The sequence below is a fragment of the Plastoroseomonas arctica genome (assembly GCF_018128965.1).
Taxonomy (GTDB): domain Bacteria; phylum Pseudomonadota; class Alphaproteobacteria; order Acetobacterales; family Acetobacteraceae; genus Plastoroseomonas; species Plastoroseomonas arctica.
The window spans coordinates 1-22,776 of the sequence record NZ_JAAEDH010000003.1; the positions used below are offsets into that span (position 1 = coordinate 1).

General features: G+C 70.6%; 24 protein-coding genes and 1 pseudogene. 20 read left to right on the forward strand and 5 right to left on the reverse strand.

The genetic code is table 11. From position 1 onward, the window contains the following. Positions 1-1,013, reverse strand: a pseudogene (locus tag GXW79_RS04115) (hypothetical protein); the annotation flags it as partial. Positions 1,014-1,145: 132 nt separating this feature from the next. On the opposite strand from GXW79_RS04115, the gene GXW79_RS04120 reads away from it, so the two are divergent. The 8 genes from GXW79_RS04120 (at position 1,146) to GXW79_RS04155 (ending at position 7,046) form a co-directional block, all read left to right on the forward strand. Next, a complete protein-coding gene (locus GXW79_RS04120) occupies positions 1,146-1,499 on the forward strand; it encodes an NADH-ubiquinone oxidoreductase subunit NDUFA12 family protein (RefSeq protein ID WP_211873080.1) in 354 nt (117 codons plus the stop codon). Positions 1,500-1,501: 2 nt separating this feature from the next. Then, the gene (gene mlaD, locus GXW79_RS04125) at positions 1,502-2,011 is read left to right on the forward strand and encodes an outer membrane lipid asymmetry maintenance protein MlaD (protein ID WP_211873081.1); all 510 of its coding nucleotides are present in this window, start codon (positions 1,502-1,504) and stop codon (positions 2,009-2,011) included. Then, complete coding sequence (locus GXW79_RS04130; RefSeq protein ID WP_211873082.1) at positions 2,008-2,226, forward strand: hypothetical protein; 219 nt, start codon at positions 2,008-2,010, stop codon at positions 2,224-2,226. The genes mlaD and GXW79_RS04130 overlap by 4 nt, the downstream gene beginning before the upstream one ends. Further along, positions 2,223-2,570, forward strand: a complete 348-nt coding sequence (locus GXW79_RS04135; protein ID WP_211873083.1) for a DUF2155 domain-containing protein — start codon at positions 2,223-2,225, stop codon at positions 2,568-2,570. The genes GXW79_RS04130 and GXW79_RS04135 overlap by 4 nt, the downstream gene beginning before the upstream one ends. A gap of 109 nt (positions 2,571-2,679) precedes the next feature. After that, positions 2,680-2,919: a hypothetical protein gene (locus GXW79_RS04140; RefSeq protein ID WP_211873084.1), complete on the forward strand. Its 240-nt coding sequence runs from the start codon at positions 2,680-2,682 to the stop codon at positions 2,917-2,919. A gap of 129 nt (positions 2,920-3,048) precedes the next feature. Beyond that, positions 3,049-4,164: a glutamate 5-kinase gene (gene proB, locus GXW79_RS04145; protein ID WP_211873085.1), complete on the forward strand. Its 1,116-nt coding sequence runs from the start codon at positions 3,049-3,051 to the stop codon at positions 4,162-4,164. Positions 4,165-4,290: 126 nt separating this feature from the next. Next, entirely contained in the window at positions 4,291-5,733 is a 1,443-nt protein-coding gene (locus tag GXW79_RS04150; RefSeq protein ID WP_211873086.1) for a putative bifunctional diguanylate cyclase/phosphodiesterase, read from the forward strand. A 32-nt stretch (positions 5,734-5,765) separates the two neighbouring features. After that, a complete protein-coding gene (locus tag GXW79_RS04155; RefSeq protein ID WP_211873087.1) occupies positions 5,766-7,046 on the forward strand; it encodes a glutamate-5-semialdehyde dehydrogenase in 1,281 nt (426 codons plus the stop codon). Positions 7,047-7,070: 24 nt separating this feature from the next. Here the strand turns inward: GXW79_RS04155 and GXW79_RS04160 are convergent, their stop codons facing one another. Continuing rightward, positions 7,071-7,430, reverse strand: coding sequence for a hypothetical protein (locus GXW79_RS04160; protein ID WP_211873088.1), 360 nt, complete (start codon positions 7,428-7,430; stop codon positions 7,071-7,073). A 42-nt stretch (positions 7,431-7,472) separates the two neighbouring features. Here GXW79_RS04160 and GXW79_RS04165 point away from each other — a divergent pair, with 42 nt between their 5' ends. The 10 genes from GXW79_RS04165 to GXW79_RS04210 all read left to right on the forward strand — a co-directional run bounded on the left by GXW79_RS04165 (position 7,473) and on the right by GXW79_RS04210 (position 16,008). Further along, positions 7,473-8,246, forward strand: coding sequence for an SDR family oxidoreductase (locus GXW79_RS04165; protein ID WP_211873089.1), 774 nt, complete (start codon positions 7,473-7,475; stop codon positions 8,244-8,246). After that, on the forward strand, positions 8,243-8,644 hold the full coding sequence (locus tag GXW79_RS04170) for a dihydroneopterin aldolase (protein WP_367614799.1): 402 nt from the start codon (positions 8,243-8,245) through the stop codon (positions 8,642-8,644). The genes GXW79_RS04165 and GXW79_RS04170 overlap by 4 nt, the downstream gene beginning before the upstream one ends. A gap of 351 nt (positions 8,645-8,995) precedes the next feature. Continuing rightward, positions 8,996-10,891 carry an excinuclease ABC subunit UvrC gene (gene uvrC, locus GXW79_RS04175; protein ID WP_211873091.1) on the forward strand — a complete coding sequence of 632 codons (1,896 nt, stop codon included), beginning with the start codon at positions 8,996-8,998 and terminating at the stop codon, positions 10,889-10,891. A gap of 9 nt (positions 10,892-10,900) precedes the next feature. After that, positions 10,901-11,521, forward strand: coding sequence for a CDP-diacylglycerol--glycerol-3-phosphate 3-phosphatidyltransferase (gene pgsA, locus GXW79_RS04180; RefSeq protein ID WP_211873092.1), 621 nt, complete (start codon positions 10,901-10,903; stop codon positions 11,519-11,521). A gap of 56 nt (positions 11,522-11,577) precedes the next feature. Then, positions 11,578-12,189 (forward strand): hypothetical protein, encoded by a 612-nt coding sequence (locus GXW79_RS04185; RefSeq protein ID WP_211873093.1) that lies wholly within the window; start codon positions 11,578-11,580, stop codon positions 12,187-12,189. Further along, positions 12,189-12,440, forward strand: a complete 252-nt coding sequence (moaD, locus tag GXW79_RS04190; RefSeq protein WP_211873094.1) for a molybdopterin converting factor subunit 1 — start codon at positions 12,189-12,191, stop codon at positions 12,438-12,440. Before GXW79_RS04185 ends, moaD begins: the two co-directional genes overlap by 1 nt. Before the next feature lies 1 nt (position 12,441). Beyond that, positions 12,442-12,897, forward strand: a complete 456-nt coding sequence (locus GXW79_RS04195) for a molybdenum cofactor biosynthesis protein MoaE (protein WP_211873095.1) — start codon at positions 12,442-12,444, stop codon at positions 12,895-12,897. Then, complete coding sequence (locus tag GXW79_RS04200; RefSeq protein WP_211873096.1) at positions 12,894-13,265, forward strand: VOC family protein; 372 nt, start codon at positions 12,894-12,896, stop codon at positions 13,263-13,265. Before GXW79_RS04195 ends, GXW79_RS04200 begins: the two co-directional genes overlap by 4 nt. Continuing rightward, a complete protein-coding gene (locus tag GXW79_RS04205; protein WP_246503716.1) occupies positions 13,262-14,626 on the forward strand; it encodes a hypothetical protein in 1,365 nt (454 codons plus the stop codon). Before GXW79_RS04200 ends, GXW79_RS04205 begins: the two co-directional genes overlap by 4 nt. Continuing rightward, a complete protein-coding gene (locus tag GXW79_RS04210) occupies positions 14,623-16,008 on the forward strand; it encodes a hypothetical protein (RefSeq protein ID WP_211873097.1) in 1,386 nt (461 codons plus the stop codon). The genes GXW79_RS04205 and GXW79_RS04210 overlap by 4 nt, the downstream gene beginning before the upstream one ends. On the opposite strand, the gene GXW79_RS04215 is transcribed toward GXW79_RS04210, so the two are convergent. Genes GXW79_RS04215 through dnaG form a run of 3 tightly spaced genes read right to left on the reverse strand, consistent with a single transcriptional unit; the run spans position 15,915 to position 20,254 of the window. After that, positions 15,915-16,481: a GNAT family N-acetyltransferase gene (locus tag GXW79_RS04215; protein WP_211873098.1), complete on the reverse strand. Its 567-nt coding sequence runs from the start codon at positions 16,479-16,481 to the stop codon at positions 15,915-15,917. The two genes, GXW79_RS04210 and GXW79_RS04215, sit on opposite strands and share 94 nt — an antisense overlap. Then, entirely contained in the window at positions 16,481-18,397 is a 1,917-nt protein-coding gene (gene rpoD, locus GXW79_RS04220) for an RNA polymerase sigma factor RpoD (RefSeq protein ID WP_211873099.1), read from the reverse strand. Before rpoD ends, GXW79_RS04215 begins: the two co-directional genes overlap by 1 nt. Before the next feature lie 60 nt (positions 18,398-18,457). After that, complete coding sequence (gene dnaG / locus GXW79_RS04225; RefSeq protein ID WP_211873100.1) at positions 18,458-20,254, reverse strand: DNA primase; 1,797 nt, start codon at positions 20,252-20,254, stop codon at positions 18,458-18,460. A 166-nt stretch (positions 20,255-20,420) separates the two neighbouring features. On the opposite strand from dnaG, the gene ettA reads away from it, so the two are divergent. Both ettA and GXW79_RS04235 read left to right on the forward strand, forming a co-directional pair. Beyond that, positions 20,421-22,100: an energy-dependent translational throttle protein EttA gene (gene ettA / locus GXW79_RS04230; protein WP_211873101.1), complete on the forward strand. Its 1,680-nt coding sequence runs from the start codon at positions 20,421-20,423 to the stop codon at positions 22,098-22,100. Continuing rightward, the gene (locus GXW79_RS04235; RefSeq protein ID WP_367614800.1) at positions 22,097-22,648 is read left to right on the forward strand and encodes a GNAT family N-acetyltransferase; all 552 of its coding nucleotides are present in this window, start codon (positions 22,097-22,099) and stop codon (positions 22,646-22,648) included. Before ettA ends, GXW79_RS04235 begins: the two co-directional genes overlap by 4 nt. Positions 22,649-22,776: the final 128 nt, after the last annotated feature.

Here is a 22,776-nt window from a genome sequence, read left to right on the forward strand (position 1 = left end):
GCCGGGGCGGCGATCGCGGCCGGCGGCGCGGCGTGCAGGAACGGACCCACGGCGAGCAGCATGGCGTGGCGCGCGTGCTGGTCCACCGGGGCGAGCAGCGCCTCGGCATTCGGCCCCGCACGCCGCGCCGCGCGGGTCGGCAGGTCGCGCAGCACGCCATCGGCGCCGAGCACCGGACGGATATGCCCGGCCGGCGGCGCCATGCCCCCGGTCTCGACACCGAGCAGCGCATCCACCGCATCGGGCAGCGTCAGCGCCAGGATGGTGGCGTGGCGCAGCCCGCGGCTGGCGACGGCGGCATCGATCGCGGCACGCGCCGCCTCGGCCAGGCCGGGAATGGCCGTCGCGGTCGGCAGCGCCGGCCAGACCAGGCGCAGCGGCTCGCGCGCCCCCATGATGATGGCGATCCGCCCGGATTCCGCCTCGGCCGCACCGAGCGTTAGCGCGGCGATGGCCGCCGCCGCCTCGCGACCTTCGGCGCCGGCGTAGCGCAGGCCATGCGCCGCAAGGAAGCCTGCGAGATCGGCGAAACCAACCGCGAGATGCGCGGCGCGACCCTCGCCGGCGATGTCGGCCGCGAGCGTCGCGGTCGCCACGGCCTCGGCATAGGCGGGCGCGTCGAAATCGCCGGCGGCGTCGAGGAAGGCGGTGAGATTGAGGATGAAGCGCGGTGGCTCGGCACTGGCCTCGCCGCGCCAGGTGGGCAGGCCGGGCGCGCCACGCCGCGTCAGCAGCAGGGCCCGCAGCGCCTCGGCGAAGGCGTCGTCGGGGACGAGGCCCATCGCGCGGCCGGCCTTGTCGAGGCGACGGATCCAGCGCTCGGCGAGGCTCGGCAGCGCGACCGGCCCTGCGCCCGGCGTGATGGCGGCAAGCGCCGCAGCGGCGTCATCGGCCTCCGGGCTCGGCCAGGTGGCGGGGAGGGCGACGGGCCGGCGGGGGCTGTCGGGGTCGGGCGAGGCGCGGAGCCTCCGCAAGGCGAGGCCATCCCAAAGCGTGCCGGTGAGCTGTGCCATGCCTGAATGTTAAGGCAGGTGGGCAGCACGAGGGAAGCCGTATGTTGTGGTATTTACCCGGTCCAGCCCCATAATGTTGTGGACAAGCGCTGGTTTTTGCCTGCGCGACCGCTTTGTGCGAGGTTCCGCCGCATGTCCTTCCTCGCTCGCTTCTTCATCCGCCTTTCGGCGCGTCGCGTCGGAGAGGATGCCACCGGCAACTCCTACTGGGAGGCCAAGCGCGCGTTGCGCGACGGTCGGCCCAAGCGGTTCGTGATCTATGCCGGCGAGGCCGAGGCATCGGTCGTTCCGCCGGCCTGGTGGGGCTGGCTGCACCACACCACCGCGCTGCCGCTGCCCGAGACGCTGGCGCGCGACTGGCAGAAGCCGCATCTGCCGAACCTCACCGGCAGCGCCGCCGCCTATCGCCCGCAGGGTTCCGACCTGCGCCTGGGCGTTCCGGCGAGCCCCGCCGGCGCCTACCAGGCCTGGACGCCAGGCGCCTGACCATGGCCGATCGTCGGAGTGCGTTCGAGCTGCTCGCGGGTGCGCTGATCCTGCTCGTCGCGGGCGGGTTCCTGGTCTACGCCGTCACCAACAGCGGCCGCGCGAGTGCCGCGGGCGGGCTGAACCTGACCGCGCGCTTCGACCGCATCGATGGCCTCGCGGCCGGTGCGGATGTGCGCATCGCGGGCGTACGCGTGGGCCGCGTCGTGGCGCAACGCATCGACCCCGCGACCTTCCTGGCCGAATTGACCCTGAGCGTGGATGCAGGGCTGCGCATCCCGTCCGACAGCTCCGCCGAGATCCAGTCCGAAAGCCTGCTGGGCGGCAAGTACGTCTCGATCGTGCCGGGCGGCGCGGAGCGCATCCTGCGCGACGGCCAGCGCATCGAGATCACGCAGTCGGCGATCAGCCTCGAGAGCCTGCTGGGCCGCTTCATCTTCTCGGTGACCGAGATGAACCGCCCCGCGACGCCCACCCCGGGCGAAGCGCCGGCCCCGGCGCCGCCGCGGTGAGCCTCGACCCGCCGGCGTCCTGGCCGGGGGCGGATGGTGCGCCGCTGTCGTGCCGCGAGAAGCTCAAGACTCTCGCCGACAACCATGCCGAGCTGGTGCAGGTGTTGCAGGACGCCTTCGAGGATGCGGTGCTGATGGGCGTCGGCGAGCAGGCGATGCGTGACATCCTCGCAGGCGTCGTCGCCGCGCTGAAATCCCCCAAGGTGGCGCGGTGAAGCCTTGGGCCGTGCTGTTCCTCCTGCTCGCGGTTCCTGCTGCGGCCGACTGGACGCCCGCGCGCCGCGCGCAGCTGCAGGCGTTGGACAAGGTGACGGCGCGGGTCACGGTGGTGGAGACCGCGGTCGGCCAGGATGCGCGCTTCCAGACGCTGTCGATCCGCGTCGTCGCCTGCCATGCGCGGCAGCCCGACGAAGTGCCGGATGCCGCCGCCTTCCTCGAGATCAGCGATAGCCGCCGCGGCGCGGCGCCGGTGTTTCGCGGCTGGATGTTCGCCAATTCCCCAGGCGTGAACATGCTCGAGCATCCGGTCTATGACATCCGGGTGCTGGAGTGCCGGTAAGGAAGTAAGGAAATCTTACTTTCGCACTTGTAGTCATAGGCTTATTTTCCTTGACTCGTTCCGCCGCTTTGCGCCATTCCTTACTTCCTTACCGATGGGAGGTGCTGCGATGGACATCAGGCATTATGCGAGGATCACCCGGAAGAACCAGCTTTCGGTGCCGATGGAGGCGCTGAAGGCGGTGGGTTCGCCGCCGTTTTTCAAGATCGCGGTGGATGGCGACAAGCTGGTGCTGACGCCGGCGGCGATCTCCTCACTCGATGCGGTGCACGAGGTGTTCCGGCAGCTGGGTTTGTCGCGTGAGGTGATCCGCGAGGCAAAGGCGATCGTAAAACGCCGCGGATCATAGGATTTATATCCTTTGCGCATCTGTTCGTCAAGCGACGCCTTCGCAACCCGCCCCCGTAGCCAAAAATATAAGAAGTGGGTCCGGGAGAATTCTTTCTCCCGGCCTTTTTGTTCGTTATCCCCCGCCCCCATGGACATTTCCTCCGCTCGTCGCATCGTCATCAAAATCGGCTCCGCGCTCCTCGTCGACGAATCCACCGCCACCCCTCGCTCGGCTTGGCTTGCCGGCGTCGCTGAGGACATCGCCGACCTCCGCGCGCGCGGCGCCGAGGTGGTCCTGGTCTCCTCCGGCGCCATTGCGCTCGCCCGCCGCGTGCTGGGCCTCACCCAGCCGAAGCTGCGCCTGGAGGAGAAGCAGGCCGCCGCCGCGGTGGGCCAGATCCGTCTCGCCTCTGCCTGGTCTGAGGCGCTGGCTGCGCACCGCATCAATGCCGCGCAGATTTTGCTGACGCTTGAGGATAGCGAGGATCGGCGCCGCTACCTCAATGCGCGGGAGACGATCGGGACGCTGCTCGCGCTCGGCTGCGTGCCGGTGATCAACGAGAACGACACGGTCGCGACCGCCGAGATCCGGTTTGGCGACAATGACCGCTTGGCCGCGCGCGTGGCGGCGATGATCTCGGCCGATGCGCTGGTGCTGCTCTCGGACATTGACGGCCTGTACAGCGCCGACCCCAAGCGCGACCCGGCCGCGCGGCATTTGCCGGTGGTGGAGCGCCTGACGCCCGAGATCATGGCCATGGGGGGCGACCCGCCGCCGGGGTATTCGTCGGGCGGGATGCGCACGAAGCTGATCGCGGCCGAGGTCGCGACGCGGGCCGGCTGTGCGATGGCGATCGCGCTGGGCAAGGTGGAGCGGCCGCTGCGGGCGCTGGCCGAGGGAGCGCGCTGCACCTGGTTCCTGCCGGCGGAGGAGGGCGGGTCCGCGCGCAAGCGCTGGATCGGCGGCAGCATGGGCGCGCTGGGCGTGCTGACGGTCGATGCCGGCGCGGCGCGGGCGTTGGCGCGGGGGTCCTCGCTGTTGCCCGCGGGGGTGACGGCGGTGGCCGGCGCCTTCCATCGCGGCGACCCGGTGAGCATCCGCGACGCGGCGGGCGTCGAGATCGCGCGCGGCCTGGTCGCCTATGACGCGCCGGATGCGGCGCGGATCGCGGGGCGCCGCTCGGATGCGCTGGAGGAGATCCTGGGTTGGCGCGGGCGGGACGAGATGGTGCATCGCGACGATTTGGTGCTGCGCGGCGGGTAACGGAGCCTTAGCGAGTCGTCGCGCGGGATGAGGACAGGCGCATTTTATCCGCCCGTTGATCATTTGTAAGCATTTCCGCCCGTATCCTTGGACAGACGTAACAGGTCTGTGCCTTGGAGCCGACGCATGACGCTCACCAACGACGCTTTGCTGCCCCTGATCGCGGGCGTCGTGTTCGGCGCCGCGGTGCTGCTGCCGCTGCTGTGGCGCCAGCGCCGCCGGATGCGCGCCGTCATCGCGCAGAGCCGCCGGCTCGAGGCTCGGGCGCATACCGATGCGCTGACCGGTCTCGCCAGCCGCGCCGCCTTCAAGGAGGCGCTGCGCGTGGCGCTGTCGCGCGCCCGCCGCGCTGGCACCCCGGTCGCGGTGCTGATGGTCGAGCTCGAGGGCTTGCGCGCGATCAACCAGAGTTTTGGCAGCGCCGCGGGCGACCAGCTCCTGCGCCTGGTGGCCGAACGGCTCGGGCTTGGCCTGCGGGTGGAGGACCAGGCGGCGCGCATGTCCGGCGCCTGCTTCGCGGTGCTGCAGGATGGCGGCGACCAGCCCGAGGCGGCGGCGCGGATGGCGCGGCGCCTCGCCTCGCTGCTGGCCGCCCCCTACACGCTGAAGGGCCAGCCGGTGCCCTGCGGCACGGTGATCGGCGTCGTCATCGGCGACCCGATGGAGACCACCGCCGATTCCATGATGCGCAGCGCGGAGGAGGCGCTGGCCCGCGCGCGCGCCGAGGGCAAGGGTATCGCCTTCCTCGATCCGGCGATGGACGTCGCGCTGCAGGGCCGGCGCCAGCTGGAGATGGAGCTACGCGAGGCGGTCGCGCTCAAGGCAATGACGCTGCATTGGCAGCCGGTCTACGCGTTGCCCGGCCGGCAGCTGCTCGCCTGCGAGGCGCTGCTGCGCTGGCAGCACCCCACGCGCGGGCTGCTCCCGGCGGGGGATTTCATGGCGATCGCGGAGGAGACCGGGCTGATCGTGCCGCTGTGCCGCTGGACGCTGCGCGCCGCCTGCCGCGAGGCCGCGGGCTGGCCGGTGCCGCTGTCGGTCGCGGTCAACATCTCCCCGGCGCAGTTCCGCCATGACGACGTGGTGGACGCGGTGCAGAACGCGCTGGCGGCGAGCGGCCTCGCGCCGGGGCGGCTTGAGCTGGAAGTGACCGAGGGGCTGGTCGCGCGCAATACCGAGATGGTGCTCGGCCAGATCAACGGGCTCCGCGCGCTGGGCGTGAAGGTGGTGCTGGATGATTTTGGCGCGGGTGCCGCCTCGCTCACGCATCTGGTGCGGTTTCCGCTCGACCGGCTGAAGCTGGATCGCGGCTTCACCGCGGAACTCGGGACGGATGCGCGGGCGCTGGCGGTGACCGAGGCGGTCTGCGCGCTCAGCCGGCGCCTCGGCATCGAGGCCTGCGCCAGCGGGGTGGAGACCGAGGCGGAACTGGCGCAGCTGGCAGGCCTGGGGTTTGGCCGCGCCCAGGGCTTCCTGCTCGGCCGCCCGCAACCGTCCGCCGCCCTGCGCGAGATGATGCAGGCGAGCGCGCCCTGGTTGCCGGAGGCGACGAGGATCGCCGCCGAGTAGTCGGCGCCGGCGCGGGCGGGTATAATGCGCTCATGAACGCCGCCACCGATCTCGCCACCGCCGAACTGGCCGTGGCTTCCCTCAACGAGGCCGCGCTCGCGGCCCGCGTCGCGACGGTGGCCCTGGCTGCGGCGCCGCGGGCGCAGAAGGATGCGGCGCTGCTCGCCGCCGCCGCCGCCATCCGGGTGCGCGCGCTGCCGATCCTGGCCGCCAATGCCGAGGACCTCGCCGAGGCCGACGGCCTGACCCAGGCCTTCCACGACCGCCTCGCGCTCACCCCCGCGCGGGTCGAGGCGATGGCGCGGGGCCTGGAGGAGATCGCCGCGCTGGAGGATCCGGCCGGGCGCGTGATTGCCGAGTGGACGCGGCCAAACGGGCTGGTTATCCGCCGCGTGGCGCAGCCGATCGGGGTGATCGGGATGGTGTTCGAGAGCCGGCCGAACGTGCTGGCCGATGCCGGCGCGCTCTGCCTCAAATCCGGCAATGCCGTGATCCTGCGCGGCGGGCGGGAGAGCCTGCGCTCGGTGGGCGCCATCCATGCCGCGCTGCTCGACGGGTTGGCGGCGGCGGGGCTGCCGGCGGCGGCCATCCAGGTGGCGCCGAACGCGGATCGCAGTTTTGTGGCCGCCATGCTCAAGGCGGCGGGGCTGATCGACCTGATCATCCCGCGCGGCGGGCGCTCGCTGGTCGAGCGGGTGCAGCAGGACAGCCGGGTACCGGTGCTCGCGCATGCCGAGGGGCTTTGCCACACCTACATCCATGAGGCGGCGGACCCGGCGATGGCGCGGTGCGTGCTGTCGGACGCCAAGCTGCGCCGCACCGGCGTGTGCGGCAGCACCGAGACGCTGCTGATCGATGCCGCGGTTGCCCCGTCCCTGCTGCCGGTGCTGGTCGCCGACCTCGCGGTGCGCGGCTGCCGATTCCATGCCGATGCGCGGTCCCGCGCCATCTGCCCCGAGCTGCCGCCGGCGACGGACGAGCATTTCCACACGGAATGGCTGGACGCGGTGCTGAACATCGCCGTGGTGGACGGGGTGGAGGGTGCGATTGCGCATATCCGCCGCTACGGCACCGAGCACACCGAGGCGATCATCACCGAGGATGCGGCGGCGGCGGCGCGGTTCCTCGGCGGCATCGCCTCGGCAGTCGGGATGTGGAACGCCTCGACGCAGTTCTGCGACGGCGGGGAGTTCGGCTTCGGCGCGGAGATCGGGATCGCGACGGGGAGGCTGCACGCGCGCGGCCCGGTCGGGCTGGAGCAGCTGTGCACCTACCGCTACCAGGTCATTGGCAGCGGGCAGGTGCGGGGCTGACCCAGCCGGGCTTGGCGGCCCCGTTCAGCGCGTCCCGACGCCGCACTCCCGCAGCACCGAGGTCGCGTCGCCGCGCGTATCGTTGGCGACGCGGGCGACGCGCAGCGAATCCTGGGTCGGCAGGGTGCGGATGAGGCAGGCGGTCAGCGCCTGCGCGCCAATGCCCAGCCCGCAGCTCGACGCCGCGCTGCCGACGCGCTGGCAGAAGGCGCGGCGCTCCTCGGGCGTCTGCGCCGTCAGCGCCTGGGTGCCCAGGGCTTGAGCATTGGGCGCCTGGCCGCCCAGGCTGGGCACGCTCGGCGTGCTCGGCAGGCTTGGCATGCTGAACTGCGCGAGCGCGGGGCCGGCGGCGAGCAGCAAAGCGAGGGTCAGGATCGGGCGCATGGGAGGTTTCCTGTTGTGTCCCGCTCGCGTATCACCCGGTCCATGACGATTGCCACCTCCATTCCAAGGGTCGCGCTGGTGACCGGCGCGGCGAAGCGGCTCGGCCACGCCATGGCGCTGGCGCTCGCCGGACAGGGTTTCGACATCGCGGTGCATTATGCCGGCAGCCGTGACGATGCGGAGGCGACCGCAGCGGATATCCGCGCCCTCGGCCGCCGTGCCGCCGTGCTGCAGGCCGACCTGGCGCTGGAGGCCGAGGCGGAGGGCCTGGTCGCCGGTGCGACGGCCGCGCTGGGTCCGCTCGGCGTGCTGGTGAACAACGCCTCCACCTTCGAGCGCGACGAGTGGAACGACGCCACGCGCGCGAGCTGGGACCGGCACATGGAGCCGAACCTGCGCGCCCCCTTCCTGCTCACCCAGCGCTTCGCGGCCGCGCTGCCGGACGCGGCCGAGGGCGTGGTCGTGAACATGATCGACCAGCGCGTCTGGTCGCTCACGCCGCACTTCATGTCCTACACCATCTCCAAGGCAGGGCTCTGGGCGATGACGCAGACCATGGCGCTGGCCCTTGCCCCGCGCATCCGGGTGAACGCGATCGGCCCAGGGCCGGCCCTGCCCAGCCCGCGCCAGAGCCAGGCACAGTTCGACCGCCAGGCGGCCTCGACGCCGCTGGGGCGGGGAACCTCGCCCGACGAGATCGCGGCCGCGCTGCTCGCGATCCTGGCGCTGCCGGCAATGACCGGGCAGATGATCGCGCTCGATGGCGGGCAGCACCTGCAATGGGGTGCGGCACCCGGCGAGGGACCCTCCGAGTGAGCGGATTCGCCCCTGACGCGGCGCGCGGGCTGCGCCGCGTCTTCCTGCGCGGGCTCGAGGCGCGGGCCCGGCTCGGCGTGCACGCGCATGAGAAGGCGGGGCCGCAGCGGATCATCATCGGGATCGAGCTCGCGGTGGAGGATGCCGATGTCGCCGCCGGCATCGGCGTGGACCATCTGAGCCGGGTGGTGGACTATGAACGGGTTGTGATGGCGGCCCGCAGCATCGCGTCCGGCGAGCATGTGCTACTGGTGGAGACGCTGGCGGAACGTATAGCGCTGGCGGCACTCGCGGATCCGAAGGTCGTGGCGGCGCGCGTGCAGATCGAGAAGCCGGATGCGTTCCCGGATGTGGTCTCTGTGGGCGTGGTCGTTGAACGGACACGGCCGCCCTGCTGAAATTGCCTGGCCGGATCGAACCGGCTCGTCGCGGAACTTGTCCACCGCCATGACGGCCAAGCGTCAGCCGCGTGACATGGCTAGGGAAAACTAGGGCTTGACGGCGGCCGCCGACGCTCGGGGGGGCAAAAATTCAACCTTATCAATATGTTGACTTTGCGGATGTCCGACGCATAATTCTTAAGCAATTTTTCGGGAGTCGGCCTCAAAGCTGGCTTTGCGGCCCTGCCTCCGGCTCCGCTCCACAGATTTATCCACAGGCTTCGACCGGTGGGTGGATTTCGTGCTTGCCTGCGGCATCCGTGCTGCGCATCGCGCGCGCGGCGGCGAGCCGTGGTATAAGGCGCGCCCATGCCTGATACAACCGAGAGCGCGCCCGTCATGTTGGGCCTCGCCATCATCGAGACGGCGCTCGCGACCCTGCCCTTCTCGCCCGGCGTCTATCGCATGCTCGATGCGAAAGGCGACGCCCTGTACGTGGGCAAGGCGCGGTCGCTCAAGAAGCGCGTGCACAACTACACCCAGGTGGCCCGCCTGCCCGAGCGGCTGCGCCGGATGGTGTTCGAGACCCGCCAGGTCGAGGTCATCACCACCGCCAGCGAGGCCGAGGCGCTGCTGCTGGAAGCCAATCTTATCAAGAAATTGCGGCCGCGCTACAACATCGTGCTCCGCGACGACAAATCCTATCCCTGGCTGGTGCTGACCGAGGACCACCCCTACCCGCAGATCGCCAAGCATCGCGGGGAACGGCGCAAGGGGGCGAGCTATTGGGGGCCCTTCGCCTCCGCCTGGGCGGTGAACCAGACGCTGACAGCGCTGCAGCGGGTGTTCCTGCTGCGCTCCTGCCGAGACACCGTCTTCGACACGCGCCAGCGCCCCTGCCTGCTGCACCAGATCCGCCGCTGCTCCGCGCCATGCGTGGAGCGCATATCCCGGGAGGACTATGCGGAGCTGGTGGACGAGGCGAAGCAGTTCCTCTCGGGTGAGGTGCCCTCGATCCAGAAGCGTCTGGCCGCCGAGATGGAGACTGCCGCAGAGGCGCTCGAATTCGAGCGCGCCGCGGCGATCCGCGACCGCATCCGCGGGCTGACCCACATCCAGGGCCGCGACCGCATCCATATCGACGGCGTGCAGGATGCCGACGTGATCGCGCTGCACCGCATCGCCGGGCAATCCTGCGTCCAGGTGTTCTTCTTCCGCGGCGGCCGCAACAACGGCAACCGCCCGTATTTCCTCAGCCACGCCAAGGACGACCAGACGCCGGAGGAGGTGATGGCGAGCTTCCTCGGCCAGCTCTACGACGACCTGCCGCCGCCGCCCCTGCTGCTGCTCAGCCACGAGCCGGTGGAGTGCCCGCTGATCGCCGAGGCGCTCAGCCTCAAGGCCGGCCGCCGCGTCGAGCTGCACCGCCCCCAACGCGGCGAGAAGCGCGCCATCGTCGAGCATGCGGAGACCAACGCCCGCGAAGCCCTGGAGCGCAAATTCGCCGAGGGCACCGCGCAGGAGGCGCTTCTCGCAGGGGTGGCCACCCTGTTCGACCTGCCCGAGACGCCCCAGCGCATCGAGGTCTTCGACAACAGCCACATCCAGGGCACCCATGCCTATGGCGTGATGGTCGCGGCCGGGCCGCCGGGCTTCCTCAAGCAGGCCTACCGGAAATTCTCCATCAAGGGCGACATCGCGCCGGGCGACGACTTCGCGATGATGCGCGAGGTCTTCGAGCGCCGCTTCGGCCGCGCCATGCGCGAGGACCCCTCGCGCGCCTCCGGCACCTGGCCGGACCTGGTGCTGATCGACGGCGGCGCCGGGCAGCTCTCCGCCGCCCGCTCGGTCATGGCGGAGCTCGGCGTCGAGGACATCCCGCTGATCGCCGTCGCCAAGGGGCCGGATCGGGATGCGGGGCGCGAATGGTTCCACTCCACCACCAAGCCGCCCTTCCAGCTGCCGCCGCGCGACCCGGTGCTCTACTACCTGCAGCGCCTGCGCGACGAGGCGCATCGCTTCGCCATCACCACCCATCGCGCCGGCCGCTCCAAGGCCATCACCAAGTCGGAGCTGGACGACATCCCCGGCATCGGCAGCGCGATCAAGCGGCGCCTGCTCAACCACTTCGGTTCGGCGCGCGGCGTGCGCCAGGCGGGTGCGGACGACCTCGCGAATTGCCCCGGCATCGGGCCCGGCATGGCCAGGCGGATCCACGAGCATTTCCACCCTGGCGCTGCGACCGGTAGAGTGGCGCAAGGCTGAGAACTGGGCATGCTGACCGACCTCCCGAACCTGCTGACGCTGTCGCGCATCGCCGCGATTCCGCTGCTCATGGCCACCTGCGCGATCGGTGCGCCCTGGGCGGACATGGCCGCCTGCGTGGTGTTCTCGGTGGCCGGCATCACCGACTACTTCGACGGCAAGATCGCCCGCAACCGCCAGATGACCTCAGATTTCGGCCGCATGCTGGATCCCATCGCGGACAAGCTGCTGGTCGGCGCCGCGCTGATGCTGCTGGCGGGGATGGGGCGGCTGTCGGGCATCGGGTTGCTGCCGGCGATCATCATCCTGCTGCGCGAGATCCTGGTCTCCGGCCTGCGCGAGTATCTGGCCGGGCTGCGCGCCGGGCTGCCGGTCACGCGGCTGGCCAAATGGAAGACGGGTTTCCAGATGGGCGCGCTGGGCACGCTGCTCGCCGGAGACACCGGCGCGCGCGTCATCGGCCTGGGCTTCCTGCCGGTCTCGCTGATCGGCGAGGGCATGCTCTGGGTGGCGGCGGTCCTCACCCTGGTCACCGGCTGGGAATACCTCCATGTCGGGCTGCGCCATGCCGGCGCGGCGGACGCGGCCCGCGCGGCGGCGGCCGAAAACAACAGCGTGCTGCGGCCTTGAGACAGCGCCGTTCCGGACGCATCTTCCGGACGAACAGGAACGGAGTGCCGACCGCCATGCGCCACGGACCCTGGATTTTCGGCGTCTCCACCGCGCTCGCGCTGCTGCTGGCGCTGCCCGGCTGCGAAGGCTCCGGCCCCTCCTTCAACCTGTCGAGCCGGCCGGCCGCGCCGGGCGACAGCCTCACCATCCGCCGCGTCATGGGCGACCAGGCTTCGGTCGAGCGGGTCGACAACGACACCGCCCTCGGCTGGATCGAACCCGAGGCGCCGCGCAGCACGCTCGGCAACCCCGACGACGCGGTGCGCAACATCCCGGAATACCGGCCGGTGCCGCGGCCCGACCTGGAGCGCGAGGGCCGCCCGCGGGCGCAGGCGCCGCGCGGCAGCTCGTCGGCCCCACCGGATTCGACCATCACCGAACAGCGCATCCCCGGCCCGAGCCGGGTGGATGCCTTCGCCCCGCCGGCTTCGGCCACGCCCGACCCCAACCGGGCCGGGCAGGTCCTCGCGGTGCCCGGCGGACCGCCGGCGGTGCTCGGCGTCGGCAGCGGCGGCCAGACGCCCTATACGCGGGCCGGCCAGCCGGGCGGCGTCGCGGTCGACAACGGCTCCGGCGCGGTGACCCTGCTCGGCGCCGACGGGTCCATCCGGGTCGTGCCGCGCTGATGCGCATCCTCTACTTCGCCGGGCTGCGCCAGCGGATCGGCGTGGCGGAGGAAGAGGTCGCCCCGCCGCAGGATGTGCGCGACGTGGGCCGGCTGATCGCCTGGCTGCGCGCGAGCAGCCCGGCCCATGAGGCGGCGTTCGCCGGCACCAGCCGGGTGCGTGCCGCGGTCAACCAGGATTTCGCCGGCCTCGGCGATGCCGTCGCCGCCGGCGACGAGGTGGCGTTCTTCCCCCCCGTCACGGGCGGCTGACATGGCGGTCCGCGTGCGCGTGCAGCAGGCCGTCTTCGACCTGGCCGCGGAGATCGCCGAGCTCACCGGCGGGCGCACGGATGTCGGCGGCGTGGCGAGCTTCTGCGGGCTCTGCCGCGCCGATGACGGCCTCGTCACGCTCGAGCTCGAGCACTACCCGGGGATGACGGAGCGCGCGATCGAGCGCATCGCCGACGAGGCCGCCCGGCGCTGGCCGCTCACCGGTGCCACGGTGATCCATCGGGTCGGCGCCATTCCGCCCGGCGCGCCGATCGTGCTGGTGCTCACCGCCTCGTCGCATAGGGCGGCGGCGCTCGAATCCTGCGCCTTCCTGATCGACTGGCTGAAGACCCGCGCGCCGTTCTGGAAGCGCGAAGTCTTCGCCGACGGCTCCACGCGCTGGGTCGAGGCGAAGGGCGAGGACGACCAGGCCGCCGCGCGGTGGGATCGGGCATGACGCCCGAGGGATTCTGTCGCATCGAACTGCCCTGCCGCGACGTGGCGCGGCAGCGCGAATTCTACGCGGGCGTGATGACGCTCAAGCCGCTCGGCCATGGCGGGCTGGCCTTCGATCTCGGCGGCGTCGCACTGGTGCTGCGGTCGCGCGGCGACGCGCTGTTCCCCGAGGCCGGCGGCCCGGGCGCGATGCTCGCCTTCGCCGTGCCGCCCGAGGAGCTAGACCGCTGGCACCGGCGGCTGCTGATGAAGCGCGCCGCCATCCTCGCCGCGCCGCATGCGCTGCCCGATGGGCGCCGCGCGCTGCACTGCGCCGATGCCGAGGGCAATGTGGTCGAGATCTTCTGCGGGGCGAGCCAGGCCGGATGACCGCCGCCGCGCTCGCCGCCGGCGACCCGCCCCGGTGGCGGTCGGCGGCCCTTGCGCTGGCCGCCATCGCGGCGGGTGCGGCGCTGCTCGCCTGGCCGGCGTTCCTCAATGGCTACCCGCTGCTGTTCAGCGACACCGGCGCGTTCCTGGCGCAGACGCTGGTGCCGCTGATGATCTGGGACAAGCCCTGGGTCTACGGCCCGCTGCTGCACCTGTTCCACTGGCGGGTTTCCCTGTGGCTGCCGCTCGCGGCGCAGGCGCTGATGGTCTCCCACCTGCTGTGGCTGGTGCTGCGGGTGGTGCGCGGGGTGGCGGGCCCGGCCTGGCACCTGGCGCTGTGCGCGGGCGTCGCGGCGCTGACCACGGCGCCCTTCACCATCGCGCTGCTGATGCCGGATGTGTTCGCGCCGGTCGTCGTGCTCGCGACGTTCCTGCTCGGCTTCGGTGCGCCGCGGCTTTCGCGCGGCGAGATGGCTTGGGTGGGGCTGCTCGCCACGGTCGGGATCGCGGCGCACCTGTCGCATGTGCCGCTCGCGCTGGCGCTGCTGGTCGTGGGCACGCTGCTGGCGTGGCGTTGGCGCCCGGTGTTGCGCATGGCGGCACCACTCCTCGCCGCCATCGCCCTGCTGCTGGTGACCAATCTCGTCGGGCATGGGCGGCTTTCGCTGTCGCCGCATGGCGCGACCTTCCTGTTCGCGCGGCTGCAGGATGACGGGCCGGCGACGCGCACGCTGCAGGCGGAATGCCCGGGCCGTGGCTGGTATCTCTGCGCCTTCGTCGATCGCTTCCCGATGGATTCCGACGTCTTCCTCTGGGTGCCCGACAGCCCGATGAATCGCGACGCGGAGGGCCGCGCGCGCTTCCTCGGCGGCGCGCTGCTGTCCGATGAGGCGCGGGAGATCGTCGCCGAGACGCTGCGGCGGGAGCCGGTGGCGGTAGCGCGGGCGATGACGCTGAACGCGCTGCGCCAGCTGGTGACGGCCGAGGCCGGGGACACGCTCGGCGACGATGTCGAGGCCTCCACCGGCAGCCGCATCCGGGAGTATTTCCCGGCCGCGGAGACCGCGCGCTACGCGGCATCGCTGCAGCTGCGCGGCGCGCTGCCGGCGGCGGCGGCGCCGTTCTTCGTCCCCCACGCGCCGGTGCTGGTGCTGGGCGTGCTGCTTTGCCTGGTCGGGCTGTGGCGGCGGCCGGACCCGACGCTGCGCGCCCTGCTGCTGCTGGTGCTGCTGGGCTGCGCGGCCAATGCGCTGGCGACCGGCGGGCTGTCCAAGCCGCATCACCGCTACGAGGCGCGCATCCTGTGGCTTGTGCCCTTCGCCGGCGCGCTGGTGATGGCGGGCACGCGGCGGCGGGTGTGAGGGCGCTGGCGGTCCTGGCCGGCGGCGCGCTGCTCGGCTGGCCGGCGCTGCTCAACGGCTATCCGCTGGTGTTCATCGACACCGTCTCCTACCTGGAACACACGATCCTGTGGGCGCTGCCTTGGGACAAGGCGCCGGCCTATGGACCGGCCCTCGCTGCCTTTCATGCGCGGGTGACGCTGTGGGGGTCGCTGGCGGCGCAGCTGCTGCTGATCTCGTGGATGGTCTGGCTGACGCAGCGCGGGGCGTTGGGCGCGGCGCGGGCGGGGGTGCATCTTGCCGTATGCGCGGCGCTGGCGGGGCTGACGGCGCTGCCCTGGTTCGCGGCGACGCTGATGCCGGATGTGCTGTCCGGCGTTGCGGCGCTGGCGATCTTCCTGCTCGGCTTCTGCGCGCACCGCCTGTCGCGGGCGGAGCGCGTGGCGGTGACGGCCGTGGGCGTGCTGTGCGTGGCGGCGCACCTGTCGCACCTGGTCATCGCGCTGGCGCTGGTGGGCCTGGTGCTGGTGCTGCGCCGCCGAGTCGTGCCGGTGCTGCGCGCGGCGATGGTGCCGGTGCTGGCTGCGGGCGTGCTGCTGGGCGTGAACCTCGCCGATAGCGGACGAGCAACGCTGTCGCAGAACGGCGGCATCTTCCTGCTTGCGCGGCTGCAGGCGGATGGGCCCGCGGTGGAGACGCTGCGCGCGCATTGCCCGGCAGCCGGCTGGTACCTGTGCGATTTCACCGACCGGCTGCCGATGGACTCCGACGATTTCCTCTGGTCGCCCGACAGCCCTGTCTCGCAGGATACCACGGGTGCGCAGCGCTTCATGGGCAGCGTGGCGCTCGCCCCGGAGGCGGGCGTGATCCTGCGCGCCACCTTCGCCGAGCGGCCCTTGGCCGTGCTGCGCGCGATGGCGGGCAATGCGGCGCGGCAGCTCGCGCTGGCGCGCGTCGGCGACACGCTCGGCAATGAGCATCTCGACCTCAGCGCGCGACGCATGATCCGGGACGGGTTTCCGGCGCGCGAGCTGGCGGCCTTCGATGCCGGGCTGCAGATGCGCGGCGCGCTGGCGGAGGCGGCCGCGCCTTGGCTGGCCCTGCATATGCCGGTGCTGGCAGCATCGCTGGCGCTGGCGCTGCTCGGCCTCGCGCGCGGCGGCGCGGAACAGCGCGCGCTGGTGCTGGTGGCACTCGGCGCCATCGCGGCGAACGCCTTTGCCACCGGCGCGCTCTCCGCCCCGCATGACCGCTACGGGGCGCGCATCATCTGGCTGCTGCCGCTCGCGGCCCTGCTGGCTTGGCCGCGTCAGCGCGGAACGCGGATCTCCATGCCCAGCCGCAGCGGCACCGGCCAGACCTCGCGCATGGTGCGCAGCCGCTCGAACCCGGCATCGACGTAGTTGGGCAGCGCGCGCGGATGGTCCGCCGTGCAGGTGTTGACCGTGACGAAGCGCGGCCCCTCCGCCCAGGCGGTATCGACGGCGTGGCGCAGGAAAGGCTTGCCGATGCCGCGGCCGATGATGTGCGGCATCAGCCCGAAATAGGCGAGGTTCACGGCGTCGGGCAGGCGACGCTCCAGCTCGTAGAAGCCGATCGGTTCGCCGCCCGAATACAGCGCGTGGATGGTGACGCGGGGCGGCGCGATGGCGCGCTCCAGCTCCGGCTGGCTCAGGGTGCGGCGCATCCACCACAGCCAGGGCGCGCCCACCGTGTCGTAGAGATAGCGGTAGAACCCAGCCGAGCAGTGCCTGACGCGCACCACCTGCAGGCCCTCCGGCACCGGCGGCGCGGGGGTGGCGGGCGGGGCTTCCATGCGCAGGAAGGTGACGTCGACCGTCACCTCCACCACCGGCTCTTGCATCAGCGTCGACATCAGTTGTCCAGGAAGGAGCGCAGCTTCCGCGACCGGCTCGGGTGCTTGAGCTTGCGCAGCGCCTTGGCCTCGATCTGGCGGATGCGTTCGCGCGTCACGTTGAACTGCTGGCCGACTTCCTCGAGCGTGTGGTCGGTGTTCATGCCGATGCCAAAGCGCATGCGCAGCACGCGTTCCTCGCGCGGCGTGAGGCTCGCCAGCACGCGCGTGGTGGCCTCGCGCAGGTTGGACTGGATCGCGGCGTCGAGCGGGATGATCGCGTTCTTGTCCTCGATGAAGTCGCCGAGATGGCTGTCCTCCTCGTCGCCGATCGGCGTCTCGAGGCTGATCGGCTCCTTCGCGATCTTCAGCACCTTGCGCACCTTCTCGAGCGGCATGCCGAGCTTCTCGGCCAACTCCTCGGGCTGCGGCTCGCGGCCGATCTCGTGCAGCATCTGGCGGGACGTGCGCACCAGCTTGTTGATCGTCTCGATCATGTGGACCGGGATGCGGATCGTGCGCGCCTGGTCGGCGATGGAGCGCGTGATCGCCTGGCGGATCCACCAGGTGGCGTAGGTGGAGAACTTGTAGCCGCGGCGGTATTCGAACTTATCGACCGCCTTCATCAGGCCAATGTTGCCTTCCTGGATCAGGTCGAGGAATTGCAGGCCGCGATTGGTGTATTTCTTGGCGATGGAGATCACCAGGCGCAGGTTCGCCTCGATCATCTCCTTCTTCGCCTGGGTCATGTCGCGCTCGCCGCGGCCGACCGTCGCGTAGACGCGCTTGAACTCGCTGACCGGCAGCCCGGTCTCCTGCGCGACGACGGTGATCTTGCCGCGGATCGCCTCGACATCATCGGTGTGCTTGGCGATGAAGGTCTTCCAGCCCTTGGCCGGCAGCTTGCCCAGCCGCTCGAACAGCGCCGGGTCCAGCTCGGCACCCTTCCAGTGGGTCAGGAACTCGTCGCGCTTGACCTTCGAGCCGTCGGCCAGGCGCATCACCTGGCCTTCGAGCGCGACCAGCTTGCGGTTGAGGCCCTTGAGCTGGTCGACCAGCTCCTCGATGCGGTTGTTGTGCAGGTGCACCTTCTCGACGAGGGCCACGAGCTCCTTGCGCTGCTTCTCGTAGGTCTTTTCGCCACGCGTCGCGTATTCCTCGCCGGAGGTGTAGGCCTCCATGCGCTTGGCGGTCATCTTGTGCAGCTTGGTGTAGTTCTGCTCGATCGCCTCGAAGGCGGCCAGCGCCTCGGGCTTCAGCTTCTCTTCGAGGCCCGAGAGCGACAGGCCCATGCCCTCGCCTTCCTCGCCATCCTCGAACTCCTCCTCGGCGGCCGCGGCGGCGGTCGCGGTGCCGTCGGGACTGTTGGCGGATTGCGTGGCCTCGAGGTCGATGACGTCGCGGAGCAGCATCTTGCCGTCCTTGACGGCCTCATGCCAGCGCAGGATGGCCTGGAAGGTGAGCGGGCTTTCGCAGAGCCCGCCGATCATCATGTCGCGCCCGGCTTCGATGCGCTTGGCAATCGCGATCTCGCCCTCGCGGGAGAGCAGCTCGACGCTGCCCATCTCGCGCAGGTACATGCGCACCGGGTCGTCGGTGCGGCCGAGCGTTTCCTCATCGACGTTGCCGCCGGATTCCTCCTCCTCGTCGTCCTTCTTCTCGGGCTTGGCGACGACGGCCTCGCCTTCCTCCGTCTCCTCGGATTCGACGACGTTCACGCCCACTTCGCTGAGCATGGCCATGGTGTCCTCGATCAGCTCGGAGGATACCTGCTCGGAGGGCAGCGCGGCGTTGAGTTCGTCCACCGTGACGTAGCCGCGCTCCTTGCCGCGGGCGATCAGCTTCTTGACGGCGGCGGATTGGATATCGAGCAGCACGCCCTCGACCACTTCCTCACGCGCTTCCGCCGTATCACCAGCAACCTTGCTCGCCGCCATGCCTCGATCGCTCCGATCTCTGCGCGCCGGCCCCGGAGGCTCGGCGAAAATGCCACTAACCTATGCGAAGGGGCTGTCGCCCTCCGCCTCATTCGCTTCGCCACGGCGCTGCGCCGCCAGAGCCTCGGTGAGGCGTTGCAAGCGGAGTGCCGCGCCGGGGTCATTGGTCTCAATCCAGTCGCGCTCCGCGGCGCGCTGGTCGTCGATCAAAGCCGCTTCGCCACGCAGGCGGAGGAAGAAATGCCACCACCCGTTCTCGGCGTCGCCGGGCTGGGTATTCGGTTGCGCTGCCTGCGGGAGGCCCTCGGGCCGCGTCGCCCAGGCCAGCGCATCATTTTCCCCAGTCTGGGCGAGGTGGGCGATGAGCGAGGCAGAGTCAAGCGCGTGCGGTCCGGAAAGCCACGCTTGGAAGGCATTTTGCAGCCGTGTGGCCGGGCCGCCAGGGAGATCGAGGCCGGCGAGCGCTTCCTCGACCTGCGGAATGAGCCAGGGATTGGCGAGCAGGATGGCGAGCGCGCAGCGCGCCGCATCCTCGCGCGCGGCCACCGGGTCGGGCGCGCGGCGGGCGATGCGCGGGGGTGGTGGCTTGACGCCGGGGCGGGGACGGGCGGCGAAGAAGCGGTCGAGCAGGACGCGGCGGTATTCGGCGCCGAGCGACTTGTCGGGGATGGTGCGGGCGGCTTCCTCAAGCCGGTGGCGCAGGGCGGCGCGCGCCTCGGGTGTGGCCGGCGGGGTGCCGCCGGCGACGAGGGTATACAGCGCCTCCGAGAGCGGCTGGGCGGCATCGAGCACCGCCTGGAAGCCGCGCTGGCCTGATTTGGCGATGAGCGTGTCCGGGTCCTCGCCGCCGGGCAGCGTGGCCAGGCGCAGGGTGCGTTCGGGTGCCAGTTGTGCGAGGGCGAGCGTTGCCACGCGTGCGGCGGCACGGCCGCCGGCGGCGTCGCCGTCGAAGCAGAGCACGGGTTCGGGATGCAGGCGCCAGATCTCCTGCAGCTGCTCCTCGGTGAGGGCGGTGCCGAGCGGGGCGACCGCGCCGGTGAAGCCCGCCTGGTGCAGCGCGATCACGTCCATGTAGCCCTCGACGGCGAGCACGCGGGCGCCGCGGAAGGCGGCTTCCTTGGCGCGGTCGAGGTTGTAGAGGGCGCGGCGCTTCGAAAACAGCGGGGTCTCGGGCGAGTTCACGTATTTGGGTTGGCCATCGCCCAGGGTGCGGCCGCCGAAGGCGATGGTGCGCCCGCGCCGGTCGCGGATTGGGAAGATGACGCGGTTGAAGAAGAAGTCGCGCGGGGACTCGCCGCCTTCGCCTTCGCGGAGCAGGCCGGCTTCGAGGAGCTGGGCGGGCGTGATGCCTTCGGGCGAGAGGTCGCCGGCGATGGCGCCGCGGGTGCCCGAGGCCCAGCCGAGGCCGAAGTCGCGGATGGTCTCGGGCGTGAGCCCACGCCGGATGAGGTAGTCGAGCGCCGGGCGCCCTTCGGGAAGGTAAAGTCGGCGAGAGAAGCTTGCCTCGGCAGCGGCCATGACGGCGTGGAGGTCACGGGCCGTGCGGTCGCGCGCGGCGGCCTCGGGCGTTGGCTTGGGGATGTCGAGCCCGGCTTCGCTGGCCAGGCGTTCGACGGCTTCCATGAAGCCCGCGCCTTCGGATTGCATGACGAAGGAGACGGCGTCGCCATGCGCGCCGCAGCCGAAGCAATGGTAGTGATCGTCATAGACGTAGAAGGACGGCGACTTCTCGTTGTGGAAGGGACAGCAGGCCTTCCAGTTGCGTCCGGATTTCGCCAGCCGCGCCCGCCGGCCGATGAGCGAGGCCAACGGCGTGCGCGTCCTGAGCTCATCGAGAAAGTTCGGAGGCAGCGCCATTGGCGTTGGTTACACCTTTCGCGTGCCGTCTGCGCGGCCGATACCCAGTGACAAAAATAAAAGAAAGGGGGTCCGGGGGAAATTCATTTCCCCCGCTCTTTCTTGTCCCCCACGCCGCCCCCCTCTAAGTAACCCCGCTCACCCTCCCGACGCACAGGTCCCCGCCATGGCCGCCTACCAATACGCCTACGTCATGAAGAACCTGACCAAGTCCTATCCGGGCGGGCGCGAGGTGTTCAAGGGCATCACGCTGTCCTTTCTTCCCGACGTGAAGATCGGCGTGCTGGGCCCCAACGGCGCCGGCAAGTCCACGCTGATGCGCATCATGGCCGGCCAGGACACGGATTTCGGTGGCGAGGCCTGGGCCGCCGAGGGTGTGCGCGTCGGCTACCTGCCGCAGGAACCGCATCTCGATCCGGACAAGACCGTGGGCGAGAACGTGATGGATGCGTTTGCCGACCTGATGGGCTGGCTCACGCGGTTCAACGCGATCTCCGAAGAATTCGCCAACGAGATGACCGAGGAGCGGATGAACGAGCTGCTCGGTGAGCAGGCGGCGCTGCAGGAGAAGATCGACGCGGCGAATGGTTGGGAGCTTGAGCGGACGGTGGACATCGCGCTGGACGCGCTGCGCTGCCCGCCTTTCGACAGCCCTGTGACGACGCTGTCGGGCGGCGAGCGCCGGCGCGTGGCGCTGTGCAAGCTGCTGCTCGAGAAGCCCGAGATGCTGCTGCTCGACGAGCCGACCAACCATCTGGATGCCGAGAGCGTGGCCTGGCTGGAGAAGACGCTGCGCGATTATCGCGGCGCGGTGCTGATCGTGACCCACGACCGCTACTTCCTCGACAACGTGACCAACTGGATTCTGGAGGTCGATCGCGGGCGGGGCATTCCGTATGAGGGGAATTACTCGGCCTATCTGAACGCGAAGCGGAAGCGGTTGCAGCAGGAGGAGCGCGAGGAGAGCACGCGCCAACGCCAGCTGGCCGAGGAGCAGGAATGGATCGGGCGGTCGCCGGCGGCGCGGATGTCCAAGAGCAAGGCGCGCATCAGCGCCTATGAGGATCTGCTGCAGAAGAGCCAGGATCGCGCGCCGGATCCGACGGAGATCCAGATCCCGCCGGCGCCTCGGCTGGGCAATATCGTGATTGTCGCGGAGGGGCTGCGGAAGGGGTTTGGCAACCGGCTGCTGATCGATGACCTGTCGTTCAAGCTGCCGCCGGGCGGGATCGTCGGCGTGATCGGGCCGAATGGCGCGGGCAAGTCCACGCTGTTCAAGATGATCACCGAGGTGGACACGCCCGATGCGGGGACGCTGGTGGTCGGAGAGAGTGTCGAGCTCGGGTATGTCGACCAGAGCCGCGACAGCCTCGATGCGACCAAGACCGTGTGGCAGGAGATTTCGGACGGGATGGACATGATCCCGATGGGGAAGCGGCAGGTGCCGAGCCGTGCGTATTGCGCGGCGTTCAACTTCAAGGGTGGGGATCAGCAGAAGCCGGTGGGGGTGCTCTCCGGCGGTGAGCGGAACCGCGTGCATCTGGCGAAGATGCTGAAGCGGCCGCACAATGTGCTGCTGCTCGATGAGCCGACCAACGATTTGGATGTGGATACGCTGCGGGCGCTGGAAGAGGCGCTGCAGGATTTCGCGGGCTGCGCGGTGATCATCAGCCATGACCGCTGGTTCCTGGACCGGTTGGCCACGCATATCCTGGCCTTCGAGGGCGACAGCCATGTCGAGTGGTTCGAGGGCAACTTCCAGGCCTATGAGGCGGATAAGCGGCGCCGCCTGGGCACCGCGGCGGACCAGCCGCACCGGCTGAAATACCGGCCGCTGTCGCGGTGAACGCGGAAGGCCCGCAGCCTTATGATGGGTTGCCCGGCGCGCATGCCGGGCCGGGGCGCATCCTGCGCACCGAGCGGCTGATGCTACTGCCGCCGGGCGAGGAAATGCTGGCCGACCTCGCGCGCCTTAAGGCGGATGAACGCGTCTTCGGCCATATGCTGCACGGGGTGCGCACGCCCGCCCGCACGCGGGAGGAGCTGGAGGACGACATCGCTTTCTGGCAGGTGCGCGGGTACGGCACCTGGTGCGTGTTCCTGCGCGAGGCGGGGGATTTCCTGGGGCTGTGCGGGTTCATGGAGCGGCCGGATGGGCGCGGGGTGGCGCTGCGCTATGCGTTCTGGCCGGAAAGCCGCGGGCATGGGTATGCGCGGGAGGCGGCACGGGCGGCGCTGGATTTCGGGCATCGGGCGGGGCTCGCGCGGATCATCGCGGTGGCGCGGGAGACAAATCGGGATTCGATTGAAGTGGCACAGGATATCGGGATGGTGCCGGCGGGAGAGTTCGAGCATCTGGGGGGCCGGATGCTGGTGTTTGAGAGCCGGCCCTGACGACAGGCTGGGGAAAAGAATTTCCCCAGACCCCATTCTTTTATTTTTGATTTTTTGGTGCTGGTTGTGCAGCCAGCGCTGCGTCGGTGCGGCCTTCGAAGCTGCGGCACTGCCCGCGCAGTCAGCGA